This is a genomic window from Halorubrum wangae (assembly GCF_051194135.1).
Classification (GTDB): Archaea; Halobacteriota; Halobacteria; order Halobacteriales; family Haloferacaceae; genus Halorubrum.
In genome coordinates, this window is record NZ_JBLZNH010000004.1 from 216389 (window position 1) to 236423 (window position 20035).

Genomic DNA, 20035 nt, shown 5'->3' on the forward strand with positions numbered 1-20035 from the left:
CGGAGACGCCGAAGACGGAGACGCTCGAAACGGTCCGGAAGCGAGCGGCGGCGGCACGCCGCTGATTTTTAAGAAGACGAGAGCGACCGAACGGCCGCGGCCCTACTTTCCTTCGAACTCCGGCTCGCCGTCGCTCATGAACGCCGTGACGCCCTCCATGAGGTCGTCGGTGTTCATCACGTGGCCGAAGCCCATCGCCTCCACTTCGAGGCCGGCCTCGGCGTCGGTGCGGCCGGCGTGCATCGCGCGCTTCGTGTACTTCTGGGCGATCGGCGGGCCGGCGGCGAGCCCCTCGACCAGCTCTCGCGCGCGCTCGTCGAACTCGTCGTTGGGGATGACCTCATTGATGAAGCCGTACCCCTCCAGCGTCTCGGCCTCGTAGCGGTCGGCGGTGAAGATGATCTCCTTCGCGCGTCCCTCGCCGACGATCCGGGCGAGCCGCTGAGTGCCGCCCCAGCCCGGGAGAAGTCCGAGCTCGAGCTCGGTCTGACCGAGCTCCGAGCGTTCGGAGGCGACCCGCATGTCGGCCGCGGTCACGAGCTCCATCGCGCCGCCGAAACAGTAGCCGTCGATGGCCGCGACCACGGGCTTGTCGGAGTCCTCCAGCTTGCCGAACGTCTGCTGGCCCTGACGCGAGAGCTCGACGGAGTTGATCGGGTCCCCGCGGCCGGCGGCCATGCTCTGTAAGTCGGCGCCGGCCGAGAAGGCGCGGTCGCCGGCGCCGGAGAGAAGGAGGGCCCGTACATCGTCGTCGTCGTCCAGTCGGTCGATCGCGTCGGAAAGCTCGTCGAGCAGCTCCCCGTTGATCGCATTCATCCGGTGCTGGCGGTCGATCTCGACGTGGCCGACGCGATTCTCGACGGCGACGTTGAGCGTGTCGTACGCGGCGAGGGCGTCGTCCTCGGTCCCGGCGTCACCGCCCTCGGCGTCACCGTGGAACCCGCCCGCCTCGGCGGCGTCGCGGAGGTAGTCGGTGGCCTCGTAGCGCGCCTCGCCGGTCGCCTCGTGGAGGTCGTCGAGGACGTCGACGAGGTCGGCGAGCCCCTCGTTGTCGGCCAGCTTCGCGGGACCGTCAGGGAAGCCGGCGCCGAGTTTCACGGCGCGGTCGATCGCGGGCGCGTCGGCGACGTCGTTGCCGATCAGCCCCGCGACCTCGTTGGCCATCACGGCGAGCAGTCGCTTCTTGACGTCCGCATCGATCGCGTCCGAAGGAATCTGTGCGCCCTCGCCGTCCTCGTAGTCGTAGAACCCGGAGCCGGTCTTTTTTCCGATCTCATCCGCGTCGACCTTCTCGACGAGCAGCGGGCAGGGACGATACGCCTCGCCGAGCACCTCGTGCATGTAGTCGAGCACGTGGTACCCCACGTCGATGCCGACCTGGTCGGCGAGCTCGAACAGGCCCATCGGGAGCCCCATGTCGAACTTCGTCGTGGAGTCGACCGCCTCCATCGTGGCATCGCCGGACTCGACGATCCACGCCGCCTCGTTCATCAGCGGGACGATAATGCGGTTGACGATGAAGCCGGGGCTGTCCTTGCGAACGCGGACGGGGGTCTTCCCCATCGACTCCGCGAGCCCTTCTACCAGTTCGAGGGTGTCCTCCGAGGTGTGCTTCCCGGAGATGACCTCGACGAGGTCCATCCGCACCGGCGGGTTGAAGAAGTGCATGCCGCAGAAGCGCTCGGGGCGGTCAGTCACCTCGGAGAGTTCGGTGATAGAGAGGCTGGAGGTGTTGGTGACGAAGACGGCCTCGTCGGGCGCGTACTCGACGACCTCGTCGTACACGTCTTTCTTGATCGCCATCTTCTCGGGGACGACCTCGATGACCACGTCGGCGTCGGCGAGCGAGTCTTCGAGGTCAACGAAGGCCTCGACCCGGTCGAGCGCTGCGTCGGCCTCGTCGTCACTGATGCGATCCTTCTCGGCGAGCTTTCCGAGCGACCACTCGATCTGATCGTAGCCGTTCTGGACGAATTCCGATTTGATGTCTCGCAGGGCTACGTCGTAGCCGGCGAGCGCGGCCACCTCCGCGATGCCGTGCCCCATGTTTCCGGCGCCGAGGACCGTCACATGCTGGACGTCTTCGAGTTGCATACTGAAATGGTCGGAACCGTCATGGTTGAACGTTTCCATCTTCCAAACGAGAAACTCGCGGTAAGTTTATCAAGCGCGGGAGCGGGGTCGAAGCGCGGTCACCGCCGCGACCGAAACGGTCGGGTGGCTTCGGTTCGTGGGAAGACACGATGAACGAGCACGTCGCGGCGACGCTCCGCGAGGATCCGACGATGGCCGCGCTGATCGACCGGCACGGCCCGCTCCCGATCGAGGCTGCGGACGACGAGTTCGCGCGCCTCTGTACCTCGATCGTGAACCAACAGCTCTCGACCGCCTCCGCGGCGGCCATCCACGAGCGTTTCGTGGGAGTCCTCGGCGGCGATCCGACTCCCGACCGCGTGCTCGCGGCCGACGAGGACGCCTTGCGGGAGGCGGGGCTCAGCGGGACGAAAGTCGAGTACCTCCGCGAGGCCGCCGGCGCGTTCCGGGACGGCGACCGCGACCTGACACGCGAGGGGTTGGCGGACGCGAGCGACGAGGCGGTCGTCGAGGCGCTCACCACGATTCGGGGCGTCGGCGAGTGGACCGCGCGGATGTACCTGATCTTCGCGCTCGGTCGCGAGGACGTGTTGCCGCTCGGCGACCTCGCGGTGCGAAAAGGCATCGAACAGGTGTACAACGACGGTGCACCGCTGTCGCGAGCGGAGATGCGCGACATCGCCGAGACGTGGCGTCCCTACCGAAGCTACGGGACGCGCTACGTCTGGGCGGAGTACGAGTCGTAGCCGGTGCGCTCTCGGAGCGGCTACTCCTCTTCTAAGATCTCGTTGGCCTCGTCGCTCTCAGCTTCGTCGGCGTCGACGCGCCGCCGGACGTCGACGCGGTAGTCGCTGAGGATGTCCCGGCCGAGGAGGAGGGGGTACTCCATATGGCCGCGGTCCTCGACGCTCGCGGTGACGGTGTGCTGGTTGCCGCCGATGCCGATCACGAGGTCGACGACGGGGCGGGCCTTCCCGCCCTTCACGCTGCCCGATTTGACCCGAGTCATGCTCTTGATCGGGCCGGCACCGATGTCGGCGGCGAGTTTGGTGTCGATGCTGGTGCGGGTCGCGCCCGTGTCAGACTTCGCAAGCGCCTGCGTGGAGCCGGAGGTGCCGGTGACGACGACCTTTTCGATGTAGCCGATGTCGGGCTGTTCGGTCGGGATCGTCTTCGGCCGCGGCGCGCAGGAGGGCCGCGAGTCGTCCAGCGTGGCGGCGATGCGCTCGACGTCGTCGTCGTCAACCTCACCGTCGACGGTCTCGATCGCGAGCTTGGCGATGTGCGGCGCGGGGCTCGTGCCGGTCGCCTCGTAGAGCCCTTTAAACCCGGCCGTCGGATTCACTTCCAGCACGTACCAGCCGTCATACCCCTCGACGAGGTCGACGCCGGCGTAGTCGAGGTCCATCACGTCGGCCGCGTACAACGCGGTCTCGGCGGCCTCTTCCGGCATGTCGTCGGTCGCGTCCTCGACCGCGCCGCCGAGCGCGACGTTGGTCCGCCAGTCGCCCTCGGGGGCGTAACGGTACATCGACCCGACGATCTTGTCGCCCACGATGTAGACGCGCAGGTCGCGGTGCTTCTCGTCGTTGCGGTCGATCAGCTTCTGGAGGAACGCCTGCCGGTTGCCGACCTTCGGGTTTACCCGCTCGGTGAGGTCGACCTTCCACGTGCCGCCGCCGTGCGTTCCGATGGCGGTCTTGTACACGCCGACCTCACCGAAGCGCTCGCGCCCCTCGTTGAGCCTGTCGTTCGACAGCGCGAGCAGTGCGTCGGGGACGCGGATGTTCCAGTCGGCGAGCGTCGCCGCCGTCGCGAACTTGTGGATCGACGCGAGCACGGCGTCCGGCTCGTTTAGCATGGGTCGGATCCGCTCGAACGTCTTCGCCAGCCCCAGCAGCTCTGCGGGCTGGTCGGTGTTCGAAAGGAGCAGCCGGTTCGCGATGACGTCGACGGACGGCTCGACTGAGACGTCGCCGTCCTCGACGCTGATCGCGACGTTCTCCTCGCGGAGCCAGACGGGCTCGTGACCGAGGTCTTCGACCGCGTTGCAGATCGCTTTCGTTTCCTTGCTGTTGTGCAGCGACAGCACTCCCACGCGAACTGGGTCCGAACTCATGGATCTACCTGCGCGTGCCGCTGTAAAAGTTGGTCCGATTCGGCGCCGCCGACGTCAACGGTGCCGGTTCGCGTTTCACGCATCCCGTTGTCGGGCGTTTCGCCGGGTGATAGCCGGGTCGTCATATATAAACACGCTCACCTGCTCGCTCGTAGCATGAGCGACGACCGGATGTTCACGTACAACGGGGGGTCGGTGCCGCCCGGCGAGACGCAGAACATCCGATACGGTATCAGCGAGACGTACCTCGGCGACCCGGTTCGTATCCCCGTGACCATCGTTAACGGCGAACGCGACGGCCCGACAGTGTTCCTCACCGCGGCAGCACATGGCGACGAGCTCAACGGGATCGAGGTGGTCCGGGAGGTCGCCCACGAGTGGGACCTCTCGAACCTCGCCGGGACGCTCGTCTGTCTCCCGGTGCTCAACGTCCCCGGGTTCATCGCACAGCAGCGGTACCTCCCGGTGTACGACCGAGACCTCAACCGCTCGTTCCCCGGCGAGGCCGGCTCGACGAGTTCGAAGCGCATGGCCAACCAGATCTACTCCAACTTCATCGCGCCCTGCGACTTCGGACTCGACTTCCACACCTCCACCCGTGGTCGGACGAACATGCTCCACGTCCGAGCGGACATGGCCGACGCGGGCGTCCACCGGCTCGGCATGGCGTTCGGCTCGAAGGTGATCATCGACAGCGACGGACCGAGCGGCACCCTCCGAGGCGAGGCGACGGCCGCCGGTATCCCCACGATCACGATAGAGATGGGCGAGGCGCACCGCTTCCAGCGGCCCCTCATCGACGACGCGCTCGAAGGCGTCCACTCCGTCTTCGCCGAGTACGGACTGCTCGAAACAGACATGGTTCGCTGGCCCGGCTGGCGGACGATCGTCGCCGGTGCGGGCGAGAAAACGTGGCTTCGCGCTGACTCGGGGGGCATCGTCGACACGCACTACGAAAGCGGTTCGCTCGTCCACGAGGGCGAACGGATCGCGACGATCACCAACCCCTTCAAAGAGGACGCGGTCGCCGTCGAGGCCCCCTTCACCGGGCTGCTCATCGGGCTACTCGAGAACCCTGTCGTCTATCCGGGTAACCCCCTCTGTCACCTCGTCGAAATCGACGAGGCGGTCCGGCGTGCGATCGAGACGGGGAACGAACCGAAACCGGTCGGACAGCCGGACGCGGCGGACTGACAGCCGCGGAGACCGGCGAGGTGTCGGACGGAGCCGCGCGCCACGACTCCGTCTCAGTCCAGATCGATCGCCACGTCGTGTTGGAGTCCGGCCGCCTTCACCGTATTATAAAGGAGCATCGCCCGCGTCATCGGGCCGACGCCGCCGGGAACCGGCGTGATCGCGCCGGCGACCGCTTCGGCCGACTCGTAGTCGACGTCGCCCACCAGTTCGTACCCCTTCTCGGTGTCCGCGTCGACGCGGTTGATCCCTACGTCGACGACCGCCGCGCCCGGTTTCAGCATCGAGCCGTCGATGAACTCCGGGATGCCGGCGGCGGCGATGACGATGTCCGCGGTCGCGAGTTTCCCCTCGAGGTCTCTCGTCCGGGAGTGACAGACGGTCGTGGTCGCGTTCCCGACCGGCCCCTTCTGGATCAGGAGGTTCGCCATGGGCTTCCCGACGATGTCCGATCGACCGACGACGACCGCGTCCGCCCCCTCCGTCTCCACGTCGTACGCCGCGAGGAGTTTCTGGACGCCGTGCGGCGTGCAGGGCTTAAACCGGGCGTCACCGGCGACGAGCCGGCCGACGTTCTCCGGATGGAAGCCGTCCACGTCCTTCTCGGGATCGATCCGCCGGAGGACGCTCCGCTTGTCGACGTGGTCCGGGACGGGAAGCTGAACCAGAATCCCGTGGACGTCGTCCCGATCGTTGAGATCGTCGATGGTGTCGTACAGCTCTGCGGCCGGCGCGTCGGCATCGATCTCGACGTGGACGCTTTCGATACCGACCTCCTCGCAGTCGCGCTGTTTCATCGAGACGTACGTCTCGCTTGCGGGGTCGTCGCTCATCAGGACGGTGGCGAGGCCGGGCGTCACGCCGGCCGCCTCCAGCGTCTCGACGTGTGCGGTAACCTCGTCGCGCACGTCGGCCGCGACGGACTCCCCGTCGATGATCTCGGTCATGCCAGCCCGTCGTCGTCGCCGACGTAAAAGTGACGCGGGATCGTGGTCATTGAACCCTCCTAATCCTGTTTTTGATCCGTACCCGTGGATCGAACGCACCGAGAACGGCTACTCGGGGAACAGCCTACTCGGGGAACAGCTCTTCCTCGCGCTCGACGGCGTCGATGGCGGCTGTCTCGTCGGCCGTCAGTTCGAGGTCGGCGGCCGCGAGGTTCGCCCGAAGGTGGCGCTCGCTCGACGCCTTCGGGATCGTCACGACCGGCTCTTTCGCGGTCGCCCACGCGATCGCAACCGCCTCCGGCGTCGCGTCGTGCGCCGCTGCAACCTCGCGAACGGCGTCGATCTCGCGCACCCGACCACCGGCCAGCGGCGAGTACGCGACGACGGTGTAGCCGTGTTCTCGGGCGTGGTCCAGCAGCGCCGGCTTATAAAATAGCGGATGCAGCTCTGTCTGATGGGCCGCCAGTGGCGCGTCGAGGACGTCGATAGCGCGGTCCAGTTGCTCCGGATCGAAGTTCGAGACGCCGACGTTCCGCACGACTCTCTCGTCGACCAGCCGATCGAGTTCGGGGAGGGTCTCGGCCGGAGCGTACGCGCCCCGCGGCCGGTGGACGTACAGCAGGTCGAGTGTCTCGACGCCGAGCAGGTCGGCGCTCTCGCGAGCGGTCGGGCCGACGTCGTCCGCGCCGAGGTCGTCGATCCACAGCTTCGTCGCGACCGTCACGTCCTCGCGGCTCACTGCGTCGGCCCCGGCAGCGTCGCCGGGCGTCTCACGCTTGTCGAGCCAGGCGGTGAGTCCCTCGCCGACGACCGACTCGTTGCCGTAGATTCGGGCGGTGTCCAGGTGACGGTAGCCGACCGAGAGCGCGGTCGCGACCGTCTCGGGATCGTCTATCCCCATCGTGCCGAGCCCGACGGGCGGGAGGTTCATATCGGACTGTCCGCCGATCGGAACAAAAAGCGTCCGCTTCCCGCGCTCGTCGCCCCGTCGCTCACCGACGCGTGCCGCCGTCCGGGTCCACGGGCGCGCGCCCACAGATGCTCACGAGGTCGTGGAGGTCGTCGATCTCGTACGTCGGCTGACACGAGAGCTCCGTGGAGCGACGGTGCGGTCGGCGGACGAACGCGGAGTCGATGCCCGCGTTGTCGGCGGCGAGCACGTCGGATTCGTTGTCGCCGACGAACAGCGCCGTCTCGGCGCCGAGGTCCTCGAGGGCGCGTTCGAGGTAGTACGGCGACGGCTTCTTCCGCGAGAGGCTGGCGATGGAGGGTTCCCGGCCGTACGCCACCTCGAACTGTCCGGCGAGGTCGAAGTGGTCGAGGACGGCGTCGACCGTCGCCTGTTGGTTCGACGAGACCACCGCGAGCGGCGCGTCGAGGTAGCGGAGCGCGTCCACGTCATCGTACGGCGTCTTTCGGCCCTTCCGGGCCGCGTCGAGCTGCGCGGTCGCGGCCACCTCGTCGCGGACGCGCCAGAACTCCACCGGATCCACCCCGTAGCGCTCGCAGATATCGACGAGTGTCGCGGGGTCGACGCCGATGGCGACGTCGTCGACGTGGGCCAGGTCCGGGTCTTCGACGCCGAGGCTCACGAACGCGTCCCAGGCGGCCTCCCGGAGCGTATCGAACGGAGTCCGACCGACGAGGACACCGTCCTTGTCGAGGACGACGGCGTCGTACACGCCCTCCTCTCCGTGGGTTACCGGCAAAAGCCTTTCAGTGGTGTTCGACACCGTGGGCGCGGGAACGGTCTCAACACGTATGACGACCCCCGCACTTTCAATACCCGGCGCGACCAACCTAGAGATTGGACCATGAATATTGTTGATATCGCGGTGTCGGAATACGTCGAGGTCGACGTGGACGAGCGACTCGCCAAGGTCCGGTCCATCTTCGAGCGCGAGAATCCCAAGGGGATCATCGTCACCGAAGACGGCGAATACGTCGGCGTAGTCGGGGAGAAGCAGCTCATGCGCTCACGCATGGAAGACGACACGAAAGTGTCGGCAGTGATGAAGCCCGCGCCTTCTGTCGACCGTTACGAGGACGTGCGGGAGACGGCCCGTCTCCTCGTAGAGGGCGACGTGAAGATCGCTCCCGTGTACGAGGGCGAGAAGCTCTACGGAATCGTTACGGTTGACCAGATACTCGAAGCGGTCCTCGACAGCCTCGACGCGATCACCGTCGGGCAGGTCGTGACGGAGGACGTGATCGGGATCAACGAGAAGGACAGCGTCGGGCGCGCGATCAACCGCCTCCGCGAGAACGGCATCTCTCGGCTTCCGGTCCTCGACGAGGACGGCCAACTGGTCGGCGTCGTCACCACCAACGACATCGTCGAGTTCGTCGTGCGCGACCAGGAGCGACAGGGTAGCGGCGACCGCGCCGGCGACATCGACCGAATGCTCGACATCCCTGTGTACGACATCATGTCGAGTCCCGTCGTCACCGCGACCGCCGACGAGACCGCACAGGCTGTCGTCGAACGCATGTTCGACAACCACGTCTCCGGGCTCGTCGTTACGCCCGAGGGCGGCGACACCGTCGCCGGGATGGTGACGAAGACCGACGTGCTCCGGGCGCTCACGTTCACCGAGCAGGACTCGATGGACGTCCAGATCACCAACGTGGACCTCCTCGACACGACCAGCCGCGAACACATCGTCAAGTCGATCGAGCAGGTCGCCGACAAGTACGCGGCGATGCATGTCATCCACGCGCACGTCCGGCTTCACGCGCACAAGGAGAAGCTCCGCGGCACGCCCCTGATCCAGTGTCAGATCCGACTCCGGACCAACGAAGGGCAGGTCGGCGGCTCGGGCGAAGGGTACGGGGCGGAACACGCCTTCCACGTCGCGCTCGACAAGCTGGAGCGTAACGTCCTCGAGATCAAGGGAGTCAACGCAGACGAGGAGTACCGCGGGCAGCTGCTTCGCAAACTCGGCGAGCTGTAACGCGCTGACCGACCACCGGCCGGACTGAGACGACTGAACCGATTCCGGTCGGCCACTTCTACCGTTTTTCCGTCCGTCGAACGACCTCGCGCGAGCCGGTCTCCTAACCGCGTCAGCCGAGGCGGGAGCGCCGCTCCAGCGCTCCGGAGCCGGGCGCGGCATCGCCGAATTCGATCGTGTCTGGAGCGCCGCCCGAGACGTCCGACTCGATGGGTTCTTCGACGCTCTCGGGCCAAAAGCCGCCGATCACGGATACTGGTGCGGTTACCGGGACGAGGAGTCACGCAGTCACGGGCGGGATCGCCGCTCTTCAGAATCGGTCCGCCCGGTCACTCAGTACGGATTCCGGTGGAGGATGAGCGTACGTCTCATGTACAGGACGATCCTTCCGACGGGAGGTCTCGCCGGAGATCTCGCTCACGCGTCCGCGCCTTCGGCGAGTCCGTCGTCGACGATCTGGAAGGTGACCGAGTCGCCGGCGGGCTTCGAACGGTGCTTCTCGAGCGTGGCTCGGCGGTTCCCGCCCCGGAACCGGTCGACCCGGAGGATAGCGCCGGTCCAGTGGTTGAGGGTGTTGCCTCCGAGCGCGCGGTCGCGGTCGGAGTCGAGGTCCGTGAACACCTGGTTGGTGATCACCACGGCCAGGTCGTGGCGGCGCGCCAGCGAGAGGAGATGCGTCACCTGTTTGGCGACCTTCCGGAGCGACTGCCCGCCTTCGGTGTCGTCGGCTCGCTCCAGTCGGTAAAAGCCCGTCGCGGAGTCCAACACGATCAGCTCGACCTCCTCGGCGAGTTCCTCTGCGTCGCGGACCGCCTCCCGCTGACCCTCGAAGTCGTACGCCTCGGAGATCACCAGCCGCGACGCTATCTCCTCGACCGTGTCGTCGATGTCGGGGTCCGCGGCCCGACCCGCGGCTAGCTGTTCGAATCGGTCGATCGAGAGTCCCTCGGTGTCGATATACAGGGCGCGGTCGCCGGCGGCGGCCACCTCCACCGCCGCGGCGAGCGCGAGATTCGTCTTCCCCGCCGCAGGCGGGCCGTACACCTGCGTGACGACCCCCCGCTCGAACCCACCACCCAACAGTTCGTCGACCGGTCGACAGCCGGTCGAAATCGGATCGCTCACTACGAGACGTGTTGCTCGCGTTTGTATTTAAAGGGTCGATCGCGGCGGCGCACCTTCGAGAGCAGACGGTCGAACGCGTCGCTCGGCGTGTGAATAATTGCGAAAGAACGGAACTGCCGCCGGTCTCAGTGACCGGCGGCGGAGTCCGGTAATGCGGGCGGACGCGGTGTCCGCGGTAGAATCGTTAGTTGCGCGTCAGGTTCGTCGCGCGAGGTCCCTTGGGGGACGACTCGATATCGAACTCGACCTCCTGGCCCTCCTCGAGGTCCGGGCCGCCGACGTCTTCCATGTGGAAGAACACGTCCTCGTCGTCGTCGAGATCGCCGTCGTCAGTCGAAATGAAACCGTAGCCGCCAGTGTCGTTGAAGAAGTCAACCTTACCGTTTGCCATTGCAAGCTAACGTACAGGCCTTCGGGGGATAACCCTTGCGAGGGTCGTGGTACCACGACCGTCGTGGGTGGCGTTCTCGGGATCGATCCCGCGGATCCGGTCTCGGGCTAACGCGCGCCCGCGAGAGTAACACGGGGGCGCCTCCGTTGTGGGAGTACACCGCTCTTTTCAGACAGATAGCCGGAATACGGCCTCCTTCGGCTGTGTTCACCGCGTGCCATCAGCCGCGAGGTTCATTTACGAGCGTCCGCGTAGGTACGACCAAGAGACATGGATCGCCGCACCTACCTGCGGTCGTTCGCCGTGACCGGGACCGCAGCCGCCGCCACCGCGTCCGCCGGCTGCCTCGGCGTGTTCGGAGACTCCGGCGCCGAGGGGACGGTCCTCGGACCGCCAGAGTTGGACCTGAGCGAGGCGTCGCATCCGAGCTACGGCGACGAAATGCCCGATTTTACCGTCCCCGACCCACTCACGGGCGAGGACGTGTCGGTCGCTGACTTCGAGGGCGAGCGCGCCGTGTTGTGGACGTCCTTTTATACAAACTGCCCCGACGGCGTCTGTCCGGCGCTCATTCTCCGGCTCCGTCGCGCGCAGGCGTTCGCCGCCGAGGAGGGGTACGGCGACGACATCGCGTTCCTCGCCCAAACGTTCGATCCGGAGCGTGACACCGCCGCCGTCCTCCGAGAGTACGCCGGACAGCAGGGCGTCGACCTCGACGCGGGCAACTGGCACTTCCTCCGCCCGGAGAGCTACGAACGCAGCCAGGAGCTGATGGATGAGCAGTTCGGACTCGTGATCGAGAAGGTGGACGCCGACCACAACGAGAATCTGGAGTATCAGTTCCCGCACTACGGGCTGATCATCCTCGCGAACGAACGGGGAATCGTCGAACGGGCGTACCCGAGGGGGCCGCAGACGGATATCGAACGGCTCGTGAGCGACTTCGAGCAGGTGATCACCGCGTGAGGCGCCGCCACCTCTTGGCTGGGATCGCGAGCGTCGGCGCCCTCGGCGGGGCCGGCGCGGTCGCCACCGGGAACACGCCGCGTGCGCTCGGACTGGGGAGCGGCGGCGCGCAGCCGGTGGAGCCGACGACGATACAGACCATCGACGCCCCGGGGAGCCGCGACGGTGAGGTGACCGTTCCCGCGGACGGACGGCCCACCTTCGTCGACTTCTTCGGGACGTGGTGCCCCCCGTGCGCAGAGCAGATGCCGGACCTCGCCGCGGCGCACGACCGCGTCGGCGACGAGGTCCTGTTCGTCTCGGTGACGACGGAGGACGTCGGCGGCGCGGTGAGCGAGTCGACGGTGGCCCAGTGGTGGCGTGAGCACGACGGCGACTGGCTGGTGGCGGCGGACGTCACCGCCGAACTGGCGGCGAAGCTCGAGGTGGGCGGGTACCCCACCGCGGTCGTACTCGACGCAGACGGACGGATCGCGTGGAGCGACTCGGGCGTCCACTCGGCGGATCGACTCGTGGAGGCCATCGACGGCGCGACGGATCGATGACCGCCGTCTCGCTCGCGACCAACCTCCCGTTCGCCGTGGCCGCCGGCGTCGCGACGTTCTTTTCGCCGTGTGCGTACCCGCTGCTGCCGGGCTACGTCGGGTTTTACGTGAACTCCGTCGACGCCGACGACGCCTCGGTGACCGGCGCGGGCGTCCGAGGGCTCTCGGCCGCGGTCGGGGTGTTGGCGACGTTCGCGCTCCTCGCGGGCGCGACGGTCCGGATCGGCCAGTCGACGCTGTCGAACATCACCGTCTTCGAGACGCTCGTCGGTGGGCTACTCATCGTGTTCGGACTGCTCGTCGTCGCCGGGCGGGCGCCCTCCGTGTCCGTCTCGCTGCCGAAGCGGCGGTCGAGCGTCCTCGGGTTCGGACTGTTCGGCGCGGGGTACGCGCTGGCCGGCGCGGGCTGCGTCGCGCCGGTCTTCCTCGCCGTCATCGCGCGCGCCATCGCACTCCCCGGCGACGCGGCCGTGCTCGTCCTCTCCGTGTACGCCGGCGTCGTCGCGGTGCTGATGGCCGCCACGACCGTCGCGACGGGAGTGGGGCTGATCAGCAACGCCAACCGAGTGATGGCCCACGCCGGGAGCTTCAAGCGGCTCGCCGGCGCCGTGATGGTGGTCGCCGGCATCGGACAGCTGTACCTCTCGCTCGTCGTGTACTGATTTCCGTCGCGATCCGGGAGGTCCCCGCTACTCATCGTTCGCCGGCGTGTCGGCCGACAGACACGCATATCCGTCTGGGCGTCCTTATTGGGCGTCATGGTTAGCACGCGACGGCGGTATCTCCGCGGCGTCGGCGTCGGCTCGGCGCTCCTCGTCGGGAGTGCGGGCTGTCTCGGCCGCGACCCACAGAACGGTGACGGGCCGAATGGCGACGGGCTAAACGGCGACGGATCGGGCGGCGACGGTGCGAACGGAACGCGTCCGGAAGGGACGGGCGGACCCGGGGTCACGATCGTCTCGGTCGACGGGCTCGATGACTTCCCCGTGTCCCCCGCCGTCGAAGTCGTCCGGGAGGCCGCGACGGAATCGGCGCCGCCGCGGCTCAGGACGGTCCTCGAAAACACGAGCGACGAAACCGTCACCGTCGGCGAAGGGCGGGCGGTCCACCTGGAGTACGTGAGCGACGACTCCGGCGACCTCGTGTTTCTTCCGGCCGAGGGAGAGTTTCCTGCCGAACCCGGGTGCTGGCGGCTCACCGACACCGTGGCCACCACCCAGGAGTACCGCACCATCGATATCGACGCCGGCGGATCGAGCGAGCGGTTAATTGATCTCTACGCGACGCCCGGCGAGGACGCCTGCCTCCCGGTGGGCGAGTACCGATTCGAAACGACCGTCTCGATCGGTCGGCCGGATTCGGAGGCCGGTCCGTCGGGCACGTGGAGCCTCACGATCCTCTTGGAGTGAGAGCGTCGGACCCCGAGGCAACGGCCCGAACATCACAAACATTCATATTCGAAAGCGGATAATTCACCCGTAGCCGAACCGTTCGGTTCGGTCCCCGCACATGAATTTAGATCAGTTCACAGCCGAGAACGCACCGACCGAGAACGGTGAACGGTTTCAGCGCGAGAACAGCTACACCCTCGACGTCGACGTCGACGGGACCGTGATGGCGAAGGCCGGCTCGATGATCGCATACACCGGCGACGTCTCGTTTACCGGGAAGGCGTCCGCCGAGGGCGGTATCACTGGGTTCCTCAAGCAGGCCGCGACCGGCGAGGGGACGCCGATCATGGCCGTCGAGGGTCGGGGTCACGTCTACTTCGCCGACGACCGAAAGAAGGTGCAGGTCATCGAACTCGACGCCGGCGAGTCGATCACGGTCAACGGCGAGGACGTGCTCGCGTTCGATGAGTCGCTCTCCTACGAGATCAGCACTATCGACAGCCTCGCCGGATCGTTCGCCGGCGGGTTCAGCAACGTCTTCCTCGAAGGCCCGGGATACGTCGCGCTCACCACTCACGGTGACCCGATCGTTCTGGAGACGCCGGTGGCGACGGACCCCAGCGCGACCGTCGCGTGGGCCGGAACGTCCCCCAGCGTCGAGGTTAATCGCAGCCTCTCGGACATGGTCGGCCAGGAGTCCGGCGAACGGTACCAGATGCGATTCGACGACGCGGACGGGTTCGTGGTCGTTCAGCCGTACGAGGAACACGTCTGATCGTCACTCGACAATGACCGACGGCCGCGACGGACCGATCGCCGACCGCGAGGTCTAACCTGCTCCCGACCGCGACGAAGGCCAATATCCGCCCACCCGGCTCGCACGGATCAGAGCTGGGGTCACCGAGGCGGTCGGCGTCCCGGTCGAGACCGATTTCGAAGCGACATGACCGACGAGACACACCGCCCTCCGACCTTGATCGCCCACCGTGGGTTCGCCGGCGAGAACCCGGAGAACACCGTGTCGGCCGTCGAGCGAGCCGCGAGCCGCGGAGCCGACTGGGTCGAGGTCGACGCCGTACCTACCGGCGACGGTGACGTGGTCCTCATTCACGACGCGAGGCTCTCCGCCCGCGACGGTCGCGGACTCACCGACGCGACGGGCGTCGTCTGGGAGACGGACACCGCGACGGTCACCGACGCCGAGGTGCTCGCCAGCGGCGAGACCGTACCGCTGCTCGCGGACGTGCTCGACGCGGTTCCCCCCGCAGTCGGCGTGAACGTCGAACTCAAGAATCCCGGCCGGTGGGACCTCCGTCCCGGGGAGAAGCTCCGCGGCGAGACGCTCGTCGAGCGGACGGCGGTCTGGCGCCCCTTCGTCGACCGCGTGCTCGACGTGGTCGAAGACGTCGAACACGACGTCCTCTGCTCGTCGTTCTGCGAGGGAGCACTCGCGGCGGTCCGGGAGGCGTCGTCGCTGCCGGTCGCCCCGTTGGTGTCGGACTCGATCTCGGACGGACTCGCGATCGCCCGCGAGCACGACGCGGCGGCGATCCATCCGCCCGTCGACGCGATCCGAGGGACGCCCTTCTTCGACGCGGGGCGGTTCGGCGACCCCGAGGCCGACGCCGACAGTGAGTCGCTCGTCGCCACCGCGCACGAGGAGGGGCGCGCGGTGAACGTCTGGACCGTCGAGACGTGGTATCAAGCGGACCGACTCGCAGCGGCGGGCGTCGACGGCGTCATCGCCGACTACTCGACGCTGTTACGCGACTGAGCGCTCCTTCCCGACCCGGTTATCGGGACGCCAGCCACGCGGCGAAGTCGCCTCTGAGGAACCCAACGTAGTCGGCGATTCCGAGGGACAGCGAGACGATCACGACGATGGCGATCGGAACGCGGACGATCCATATCCACGCAATCCCGAGTCTGCCGATGTCGCCGATTCCGACCGCCAGTTCGTCGCGAGCCACGTCCGGAATCACCCAGCCGACGAACAGCGCGAGGAGCAGCGCGCCGAGCACGAGCAGAATCCCGTCTGCGAGTTTGTCGTACAGGTCAAGGAATATCAGGTCGATCGTCACGGGGACGCCGAGCAGGAAGGCGGCGACCCCGACGGCCGACGCGGCAGGAACACGGCCGACGCCGACCTCGTCGATCAGGTACGAGACGAGCACCTCGAGGATGCTGATCGCGGAGGAGAGCGCCGCGGTCCCCACCATCGCGAAGAACACGATCCCGATGATCCGTCCGCCGGGGATACCGGAGAACGCCGTGGTGAGGCTCACGAAGACGGCGCTGGCGCCGGGACCGCCCGGCTCGATCCCGGCCGCGAACAGGAACGGGAAGACGACGAAGCCGACGATCACTGCGATGAGCGTGTCGAGTGCGACGATCACCGCTGCGTCCGACGCGAGGTTGCGGTCCTGCCCGAGGTAGGACGCGTACGTGATCATCACGCCCATCCCGAGCGACAGTGTGAAGAACGCCTGTCCGGCGGCGGCCGGCAGGATGCTCGTCCAGTTCGCGGCGAGGTAGCCGAAGTCCGGCGTGAGGTAGTAGGCGTAGGCCGTGCCCGCGGCGTCGAGCGTGAACGCGTACGCCGCGAGACCGACGAGCAGCACGATGATCGCCGGCACCATCACCTTCACGCCGAGTTCGATGCCGTTCCGAACGCCGGCGGCGATGATCGCGATGACGACCGCCATGAACACGGCGTGGAACAGCAGGGAGTCGAGACCGGTCGAGACCGATCCGAACAGCGCGCCGGCCTCCTCGGCGCCGGCGAGCGCGTACCCCTCCGTGATCCCGATCAGCGTGTATCGGAGGAACCAGCCCGCGACGACGCTGTAGTACGAGAGGATGACGAAACCGATCGCGACGAACAGCCAGCCGAGGGAGGTCCACGCGCCGTCGCCGAGTTCTCGCATCGCGCCGACCGGGTTCAGGTTCGTGTGCCGTCCGATCACGAGCTCGACGAGGATGGCCGGGAAGCCGATCAGTGCGACGAAGAGCAGATAGACGAGGAGGAACGCGCCGCCACCCTCCTGACCGGTGATGAACGGAAACCGCCACACGTTCCCGAGTCCGACTGCGCTACCCACCGCTGCGAGGATGAATCCCGCTCGGGTCGCCCATGTCTCGCGTGCCATTGGTATCGGAGGAATTCCGTGGTGGCTTTTAAACGTGTTTTTCCGACGCGCAGACCGACATCAACGTCCCTGTACGATCCGCCGCACCGAGCGAGGGCCACCATTTCGGCGATCGCGACGTCCTGGTCCCGCTCGATCGGTCTGGGACCGTGAATTTAATAGCCGGAGGGTTACCTCACGGGGTATGGAACGCGTAGACGTCGCTATCGTTGGAGGCGGTCCGGCCGGCGCCTCCGCAGCGCACGCGGCCGCGACCGGCGGCGCCGACGCCCTCGTCTTCGAGAAGGGGGTGCCGCGGGCCGACCGCGACCGGCTCGGTCCCGATTCGACTGACGCCGCCGGGATCCTGGACTACTGGGTCGATATCATGGGGATTCACCCCGATGAGTTCGACGACGGCGTCGTCCAGCGGGAACTGAACCGCGCGGAGTTCCGGGGGCCCGACGAGGCGGCGACGCTCAGATCGACCGGGATCGAATCGTCGTACGACAAGTTCGGGTACACCTTCCACCGCGCTCGCTTCGACGACTGGCTCCGCGACCGGGCCGAGGACGCCGGGGCGGAGTACCGCGTCGGCGTGTCGGTCCGCGGCGTCGACACGGACCTGTCCGTCGACGACGAAAGCGACGATCCCCGTCACGTCGTCGAACTCGCCTCCGGTGAGTCGGTCGGGGCCGATTTCCTCGTGCTCGCCGACGGCCCGCAGCGAACCGTGACCAATCGCGTGCTCGACGAGTACCTGCCCGCGGATGCCGCCGCCTCCGAGCGGCTCGCCTCGCGCACGGCGAACCACATCGCCTATCAGGAGTACCGTCGGGTGCCCGAGGCGGTGTACGAGGAGGTGAAGGACGCGCTCGTCTTCTGGTGGGGCGTGATGCCCGGCGAGACGGCGTATCCGTGGATCTTCCCCAACGACGACCGCGTCTGCCGGATCGGACTGACGATGCCGATCGGCCTCGACATCGACGAGTTCGATCGGGACGCGTACGCCCTGCTTGAGCCCGACGACGAGTCGATCCCGAAGGGCGGCGAGTACATCCGACGCCTCCTTGAGTGGCAGTACGGCGACGAGTACGACGTCGAAGCCGACTTCCCCCTCGTCGAGGAGGCCGGCAAACGGAACGGCACGGAGACGTACCCTATCTCCTCGACACGGCCGATCGACTCGCCGACGGACGCCGGCGTCGTGGTCGTCGGCGGCGCGATGGGGACGACATCCGCCTTCCACGAGGGCGGCGACCACGTCGCGGTCCGAACCGGCGCGATCGCCGGCGAACTGGCCGCCGAGGGCGACCTGGCCCCCTACAACCGGCGCTGGAAGGAGGCGATCGGCGACGAGATCGTCCGCAACGTGACGATGGCCGACATGGTCGCCGACTACGAGCCGGACGACTGGAACCGGATCATCGGTGCCGCCGACGCCATGCTCGCGGCCAAGGCCGACGACGGCCTCCTCGCACAACCGTACCGCTCGGGGTGGGAGTCGGCGAAGCTCATGCTCGGCTACAAGTGGAACAAGCGCCGCGTCAAGAAGGACTACGTCGGCATCGACGAGAGCGAGTACGTCTACTGACGAACGCGCCCCGACGGGGCCAATTCAGCGGATGACCGGCGCGGACAGCTCTCGCGGCTCGGTCGAGAGTCCGGCGACGTCGACCGGTTCGACCTCGTGCGTCGGCCACTGGCCGGTCTTCGTCAGCGTCTCGGTGAAGTCGGACGCGACGAGGTGCGTGTCCTCACTTTTCGCGCCCTGCACCGTCGGGTTCCACGCGTAGCCCATCGGCTGTCGAATCGGCTCGTCGCTGCCGGGTGCGGCGATCCACTCGCGACCCGCGAACCCCGCGGCGCCGCCCTGGTGGTGACGCTCCCACTCGTCGGCGAAACCGACCGCGTCGTAGGCCGCTCGGATCGCGTCGAAGACGTCGCCGGCGGTGTCGACGCCGTCCGACTCGGTCAGCGCACCGGCCGCGGCCGCCTCGGTCGCCGCGAGCGCCGTCGCCTCGACGCGGGCCGCCGCCCGGTGGCGCTCCTCCAGCCAGTCGGGGGCGTCGAAGGCGACGGTTCGCGTCAGGGAGGCGTAGAGTCCGGCTCGTTCGGCGGTGACGGAGACGAGCGCGTAGTCGCCGAGCGCCGCGTCGCTCGGCGTGTAGTGCCGATACGCCTGCGCGCGCTCCGCGCCGCCGACGAGCACGACGGGGGTGTCGACGTCGCGCGAGGCGAGCGAGATATCGATGCCGGCGGCGACCTCGTACTCCGGGTCCTCGGGTTCGAGATTGCGGCAGACGGTCTCGACGGCGGCGGCGGCCTCACGGCCCAGCTCACGGTACCGCTCGACGTCGTCGTCAGTGAGAGGCTGTCGCAGCCGCGCCCCATCGACGCGCTCGAAGCCCGGCACCTCGAAGTCGGCGGCGGCGGATGCGGGCGACCGCTCGCTGACCGCTTCGGCGAGCGAACCGGTGTACCACGGGAACGACTCCACCGCGAACGCGTCCGGGAGTTCCTCGTCGACGAGTCGCTCCGCCTCGATGTCGTCGGTGATCACGCGGAGCGAGCCGTCGTAGCCGGCGGCGGCGACCCCCACGTCGGCGTCGGCGTCGACGACGTTGTCGCCGCCGGTGAGCCACGCGAACCCGTTCGGCTTGGCGAACCAGACCGCTTCGAGCCCGCGTTCGTCGAGGTACGAATCGAGCCTCTCGGTGCGGGCGGCGAGATCGACCATACCAACCGGCTCTCGCCAATCCAGTAAAAGCGGTCGAAAGCCCGCGACGCCGACCGCACCGAGTTCGAAAGTGCCCCTGACGGGACGCGATTCGGCTCGAGCGACTCGGACTGGATCGCGGGACCGCGGCCCGCCACGGGCGTCCGAAACGAAAGGTTCAATTACGTCCCCCGGATACCACGAGATGCGTCAGTAAGCCCACTCGGGTTGGTAGTCTAGTCCGGTTATGACACCTCCTTGACATGGAGGAGGCCGGCAGTTCAAATCTGCCCCAACCCACTCCCTTATAAGCGAACCCCACTGTGCTGAGAGGCTTCACTACCGCGAGTGAACGCTGCTACGATGCGGTCTCCGGAGACGAGTGTGACGGAAATACCTCGTCCGACGGGTCTCTTCTCGTCCCTGAGCGATGCCGACTCCGCCAGCGGAGCCGACAGCATT

At 67.5% G+C, this 20035-nt stretch carries 19 protein-coding genes and 1 tRNA gene; 11 read left to right on the plus strand and 9 right to left on the minus strand.

Annotation, left to right across the window (positions count from 1 at the left end):
• Positions 1 to 102: 102 nt before the first annotated feature.
• Positions 103 to 2094, minus strand: coding sequence for a 3-hydroxyacyl-CoA dehydrogenase/enoyl-CoA hydratase family protein (locus ACNS84_RS13500; protein WP_435075386.1), 1992 nt, complete (start codon positions 2092 to 2094; stop codon positions 103 to 105).
• Positions 2095 to 2243: 149 nt separating this feature from the next.
• On the opposite strand from ACNS84_RS13500, the gene ACNS84_RS13505 reads away from it, so the two are divergent.
• On the plus strand, positions 2244 to 2840 hold the full coding sequence (locus ACNS84_RS13505) for a DNA-3-methyladenine glycosylase family protein (protein ID WP_435075387.1): 597 nt from the start codon (positions 2244 to 2246) through the stop codon (positions 2838 to 2840).
• A 20-nt stretch (positions 2841 to 2860) separates the two neighbouring features.
• On the opposite strand, the gene ACNS84_RS13510 is transcribed toward ACNS84_RS13505, so the two are convergent.
• The gene (locus ACNS84_RS13510; protein WP_435075388.1) at positions 2861 to 4213 is read right to left on the minus strand and encodes a putative ATP-dependent zinc protease; all 1353 of its coding nucleotides are present in this window, start codon (positions 4211 to 4213) and stop codon (positions 2861 to 2863) included.
• A 156-nt stretch (positions 4214 to 4369) separates the two neighbouring features.
• Between ACNS84_RS13510 and ACNS84_RS13515 the strand changes: the two genes are divergently transcribed.
• Positions 4370 to 5407, plus strand: coding sequence for a succinylglutamate desuccinylase/aspartoacylase family protein (locus ACNS84_RS13515; RefSeq protein WP_435075389.1), 1038 nt, complete (start codon positions 4370 to 4372; stop codon positions 5405 to 5407).
• Between the two features lie 53 nt (positions 5408 to 5460).
• Here ACNS84_RS13515 and ACNS84_RS13520 read toward each other — a convergent pair whose 3' ends face one another.
• The 3 genes from ACNS84_RS13520 to ACNS84_RS13530 form a co-directional block, all read right to left on the minus strand.
• Entirely contained in the window at positions 5461 to 6354 is an 894-nt protein-coding gene (locus ACNS84_RS13520; protein ID WP_435075390.1) for a bifunctional methylenetetrahydrofolate dehydrogenase/methenyltetrahydrofolate cyclohydrolase, read from the minus strand.
• 124 nt (positions 6355 to 6478) lie between these two features.
• On the minus strand, positions 6479 to 7285 hold the full coding sequence (locus ACNS84_RS13525; protein WP_435075391.1) for an aldo/keto reductase: 807 nt from the start codon (positions 7283 to 7285) through the stop codon (positions 6479 to 6481).
• A gap of 61 nt (positions 7286 to 7346) precedes the next feature.
• Complete coding sequence (locus tag ACNS84_RS13530; RefSeq protein WP_435075392.1) at positions 7347 to 8036, minus strand: HAD family hydrolase; 690 nt, start codon at positions 8034 to 8036, stop codon at positions 7347 to 7349.
• Positions 8037 to 8168: 132 nt separating this feature from the next.
• On the opposite strand from ACNS84_RS13530, the gene ACNS84_RS13535 reads away from it, so the two are divergent.
• Complete coding sequence (locus tag ACNS84_RS13535) at positions 8169 to 9308, plus strand: CBS domain-containing protein (protein ID WP_435075393.1); 1140 nt, start codon at positions 8169 to 8171, stop codon at positions 9306 to 9308.
• A gap of 417 nt (positions 9309 to 9725) precedes the next feature.
• Here ACNS84_RS13535 and radB read toward each other — a convergent pair whose 3' ends face one another.
• Together radB and ACNS84_RS13545 are read right to left on the minus strand one after the other, a co-directional pair.
• Entirely contained in the window at positions 9726 to 10433 is a 708-nt protein-coding gene (gene radB, locus ACNS84_RS13540; protein WP_435075394.1) for a DNA repair and recombination protein RadB, read from the minus strand.
• Between the two features lie 184 nt (positions 10434 to 10617).
• On the minus strand, positions 10618 to 10824 hold the full coding sequence (locus ACNS84_RS13545; RefSeq protein ID WP_004046191.1) for a cold-shock protein: 207 nt from the start codon (positions 10822 to 10824) through the stop codon (positions 10618 to 10620).
• 270 nt (positions 10825 to 11094) lie between these two features.
• On the opposite strand from ACNS84_RS13545, the gene ACNS84_RS13550 reads away from it, so the two are divergent.
• From ACNS84_RS13550 to ACNS84_RS13575, 6 genes are all read left to right on the plus strand, one after another.
• Positions 11095 to 11790, plus strand: a complete 696-nt coding sequence (locus tag ACNS84_RS13550) for an SCO family protein (protein ID WP_435075395.1) — start codon at positions 11095 to 11097, stop codon at positions 11788 to 11790.
• Positions 11787 to 12335 carry a TlpA family protein disulfide reductase gene (locus tag ACNS84_RS13555; protein ID WP_435075396.1) on the plus strand — a complete coding sequence of 183 codons (549 nt, stop codon included), beginning with the start codon at positions 11787 to 11789 and terminating at the stop codon, positions 12333 to 12335. The genes ACNS84_RS13550 and ACNS84_RS13555 overlap by 4 nt, the downstream gene beginning before the upstream one ends.
• On the plus strand, positions 12332 to 12997 hold the full coding sequence (locus ACNS84_RS13560) for a cytochrome c biogenesis CcdA family protein (RefSeq protein WP_435075397.1): 666 nt from the start codon (positions 12332 to 12334) through the stop codon (positions 12995 to 12997). Before ACNS84_RS13555 ends, ACNS84_RS13560 begins: the two co-directional genes overlap by 4 nt.
• Before the next feature lie 96 nt (positions 12998 to 13093).
• Entirely contained in the window at positions 13094 to 13744 is a 651-nt protein-coding gene (locus tag ACNS84_RS13565; protein WP_435075398.1) for a hypothetical protein, read from the plus strand.
• 100 nt (positions 13745 to 13844) lie between these two features.
• Complete coding sequence (locus ACNS84_RS13570) at positions 13845 to 14501, plus strand: AIM24 family protein (RefSeq protein WP_435075399.1); 657 nt, start codon at positions 13845 to 13847, stop codon at positions 14499 to 14501.
• A 168-nt stretch (positions 14502 to 14669) separates the two neighbouring features.
• Positions 14670 to 15500 carry a glycerophosphodiester phosphodiesterase gene (locus ACNS84_RS13575; RefSeq protein ID WP_435075400.1) on the plus strand — a complete coding sequence of 277 codons (831 nt, stop codon included), beginning with the start codon at positions 14670 to 14672 and terminating at the stop codon, positions 15498 to 15500.
• A 19-nt stretch (positions 15501 to 15519) separates the two neighbouring features.
• Here ACNS84_RS13575 and ACNS84_RS13580 read toward each other — a convergent pair whose 3' ends face one another.
• Complete coding sequence (locus ACNS84_RS13580) at positions 15520 to 16875, minus strand: sodium-dependent transporter (RefSeq protein WP_435075401.1); 1356 nt, start codon at positions 16873 to 16875, stop codon at positions 15520 to 15522.
• A gap of 184 nt (positions 16876 to 17059) precedes the next feature.
• Here ACNS84_RS13580 and ACNS84_RS13585 point away from each other — a divergent pair, with 184 nt between their 5' ends.
• Positions 17060 to 18448 carry an NAD(P)/FAD-dependent oxidoreductase gene (locus ACNS84_RS13585; protein WP_435075402.1) on the plus strand — a complete coding sequence of 463 codons (1389 nt, stop codon included), beginning with the start codon at positions 17060 to 17062 and terminating at the stop codon, positions 18446 to 18448.
• 24 nt (positions 18449 to 18472) lie between these two features.
• Here the strand turns inward: ACNS84_RS13585 and ACNS84_RS13590 are convergent, their stop codons facing one another.
• On the minus strand, positions 18473 to 19594 hold the full coding sequence (locus ACNS84_RS13590; protein ID WP_435075403.1) for a M24 family metallopeptidase: 1122 nt from the start codon (positions 19592 to 19594) through the stop codon (positions 18473 to 18475).
• A gap of 204 nt (positions 19595 to 19798) precedes the next feature.
• Here ACNS84_RS13590 and ACNS84_RS13595 point away from each other — a divergent pair.
• Positions 19799 to 19873: transfer RNA gene (locus tag ACNS84_RS13595), tRNA-Val, on the plus strand.
• Positions 19874 to 20035 lie beyond the last annotated feature (162 nt).

Excerpts from the sequence above, each read along its gene's own strand:
- ACNS84_RS13500 (WP_435075386.1), bottom strand. The coding sequence starts at position 2,094 with ATGCAACTCGAAGACGTCCAGCATGTGACGGTCCTCGGCGCCGGAAAC.
- ACNS84_RS13505 (WP_435075387.1), top strand. The coding sequence starts at position 2,244 with ATGAACGAGCACGTCGCGGCGACGCTCCGCGAGGATCCGACGATGGCC.
- ACNS84_RS13510 (WP_435075388.1), bottom strand. The coding sequence starts at position 4,213 with ATGAGTTCGGACCCAGTTCGCGTGGGAGTGCTGTCGCTGCACAACAGC.
- ACNS84_RS13515 (WP_435075389.1), top strand. The coding sequence starts at position 4,370 with ATGAGCGACGACCGGATGTTCACGTACAACGGGGGGTCGGTGCCGCCC.
- ACNS84_RS13520 (WP_435075390.1), bottom strand. The coding sequence starts at position 6,354 with ATGACCGAGATCATCGACGGGGAGTCCGTCGCGGCCGACGTGCGCGAC.
- ACNS84_RS13525 (WP_435075391.1), bottom strand. The coding sequence starts at position 7,285 with ATGAACCTCCCGCCCGTCGGGCTCGGCACGATGGGGATAGACGATCCC.
- ACNS84_RS13535 (WP_435075393.1), top strand. The coding sequence starts at position 8,169 with ATGAATATTGTTGATATCGCGGTGTCGGAATACGTCGAGGTCGACGTG.
- ACNS84_RS13545 (WP_004046191.1), bottom strand. The coding sequence starts at position 10,824 with ATGGCAAACGGTAAGGTTGACTTCTTCAACGACACTGGCGGCTACGGT.
- ACNS84_RS13550 (WP_435075395.1), top strand. The coding sequence starts at position 11,095 with ATGGATCGCCGCACCTACCTGCGGTCGTTCGCCGTGACCGGGACCGCA.
- ACNS84_RS13560 (WP_435075397.1), top strand. The coding sequence starts at position 12,332 with ATGACCGCCGTCTCGCTCGCGACCAACCTCCCGTTCGCCGTGGCCGCC.
- ACNS84_RS13565 (WP_435075398.1), top strand. The coding sequence starts at position 13,094 with ATGGTTAGCACGCGACGGCGGTATCTCCGCGGCGTCGGCGTCGGCTCG.
- ACNS84_RS13570 (WP_435075399.1), top strand. The coding sequence starts at position 13,845 with ATGAATTTAGATCAGTTCACAGCCGAGAACGCACCGACCGAGAACGGT.
- ACNS84_RS13575 (WP_435075400.1), top strand. The coding sequence starts at position 14,670 with ATGACCGACGAGACACACCGCCCTCCGACCTTGATCGCCCACCGTGGG.
- ACNS84_RS13580 (WP_435075401.1), bottom strand. The coding sequence starts at position 16,875 with ATGGCACGCGAGACATGGGCGACCCGAGCGGGATTCATCCTCGCAGCG.
- ACNS84_RS13585 (WP_435075402.1), top strand. The coding sequence starts at position 17,060 with ATGGAACGCGTAGACGTCGCTATCGTTGGAGGCGGTCCGGCCGGCGCC.
- ACNS84_RS13590 (WP_435075403.1), bottom strand. The coding sequence starts at position 19,594 with ATGGTCGATCTCGCCGCCCGCACCGAGAGGCTCGATTCGTACCTCGAC.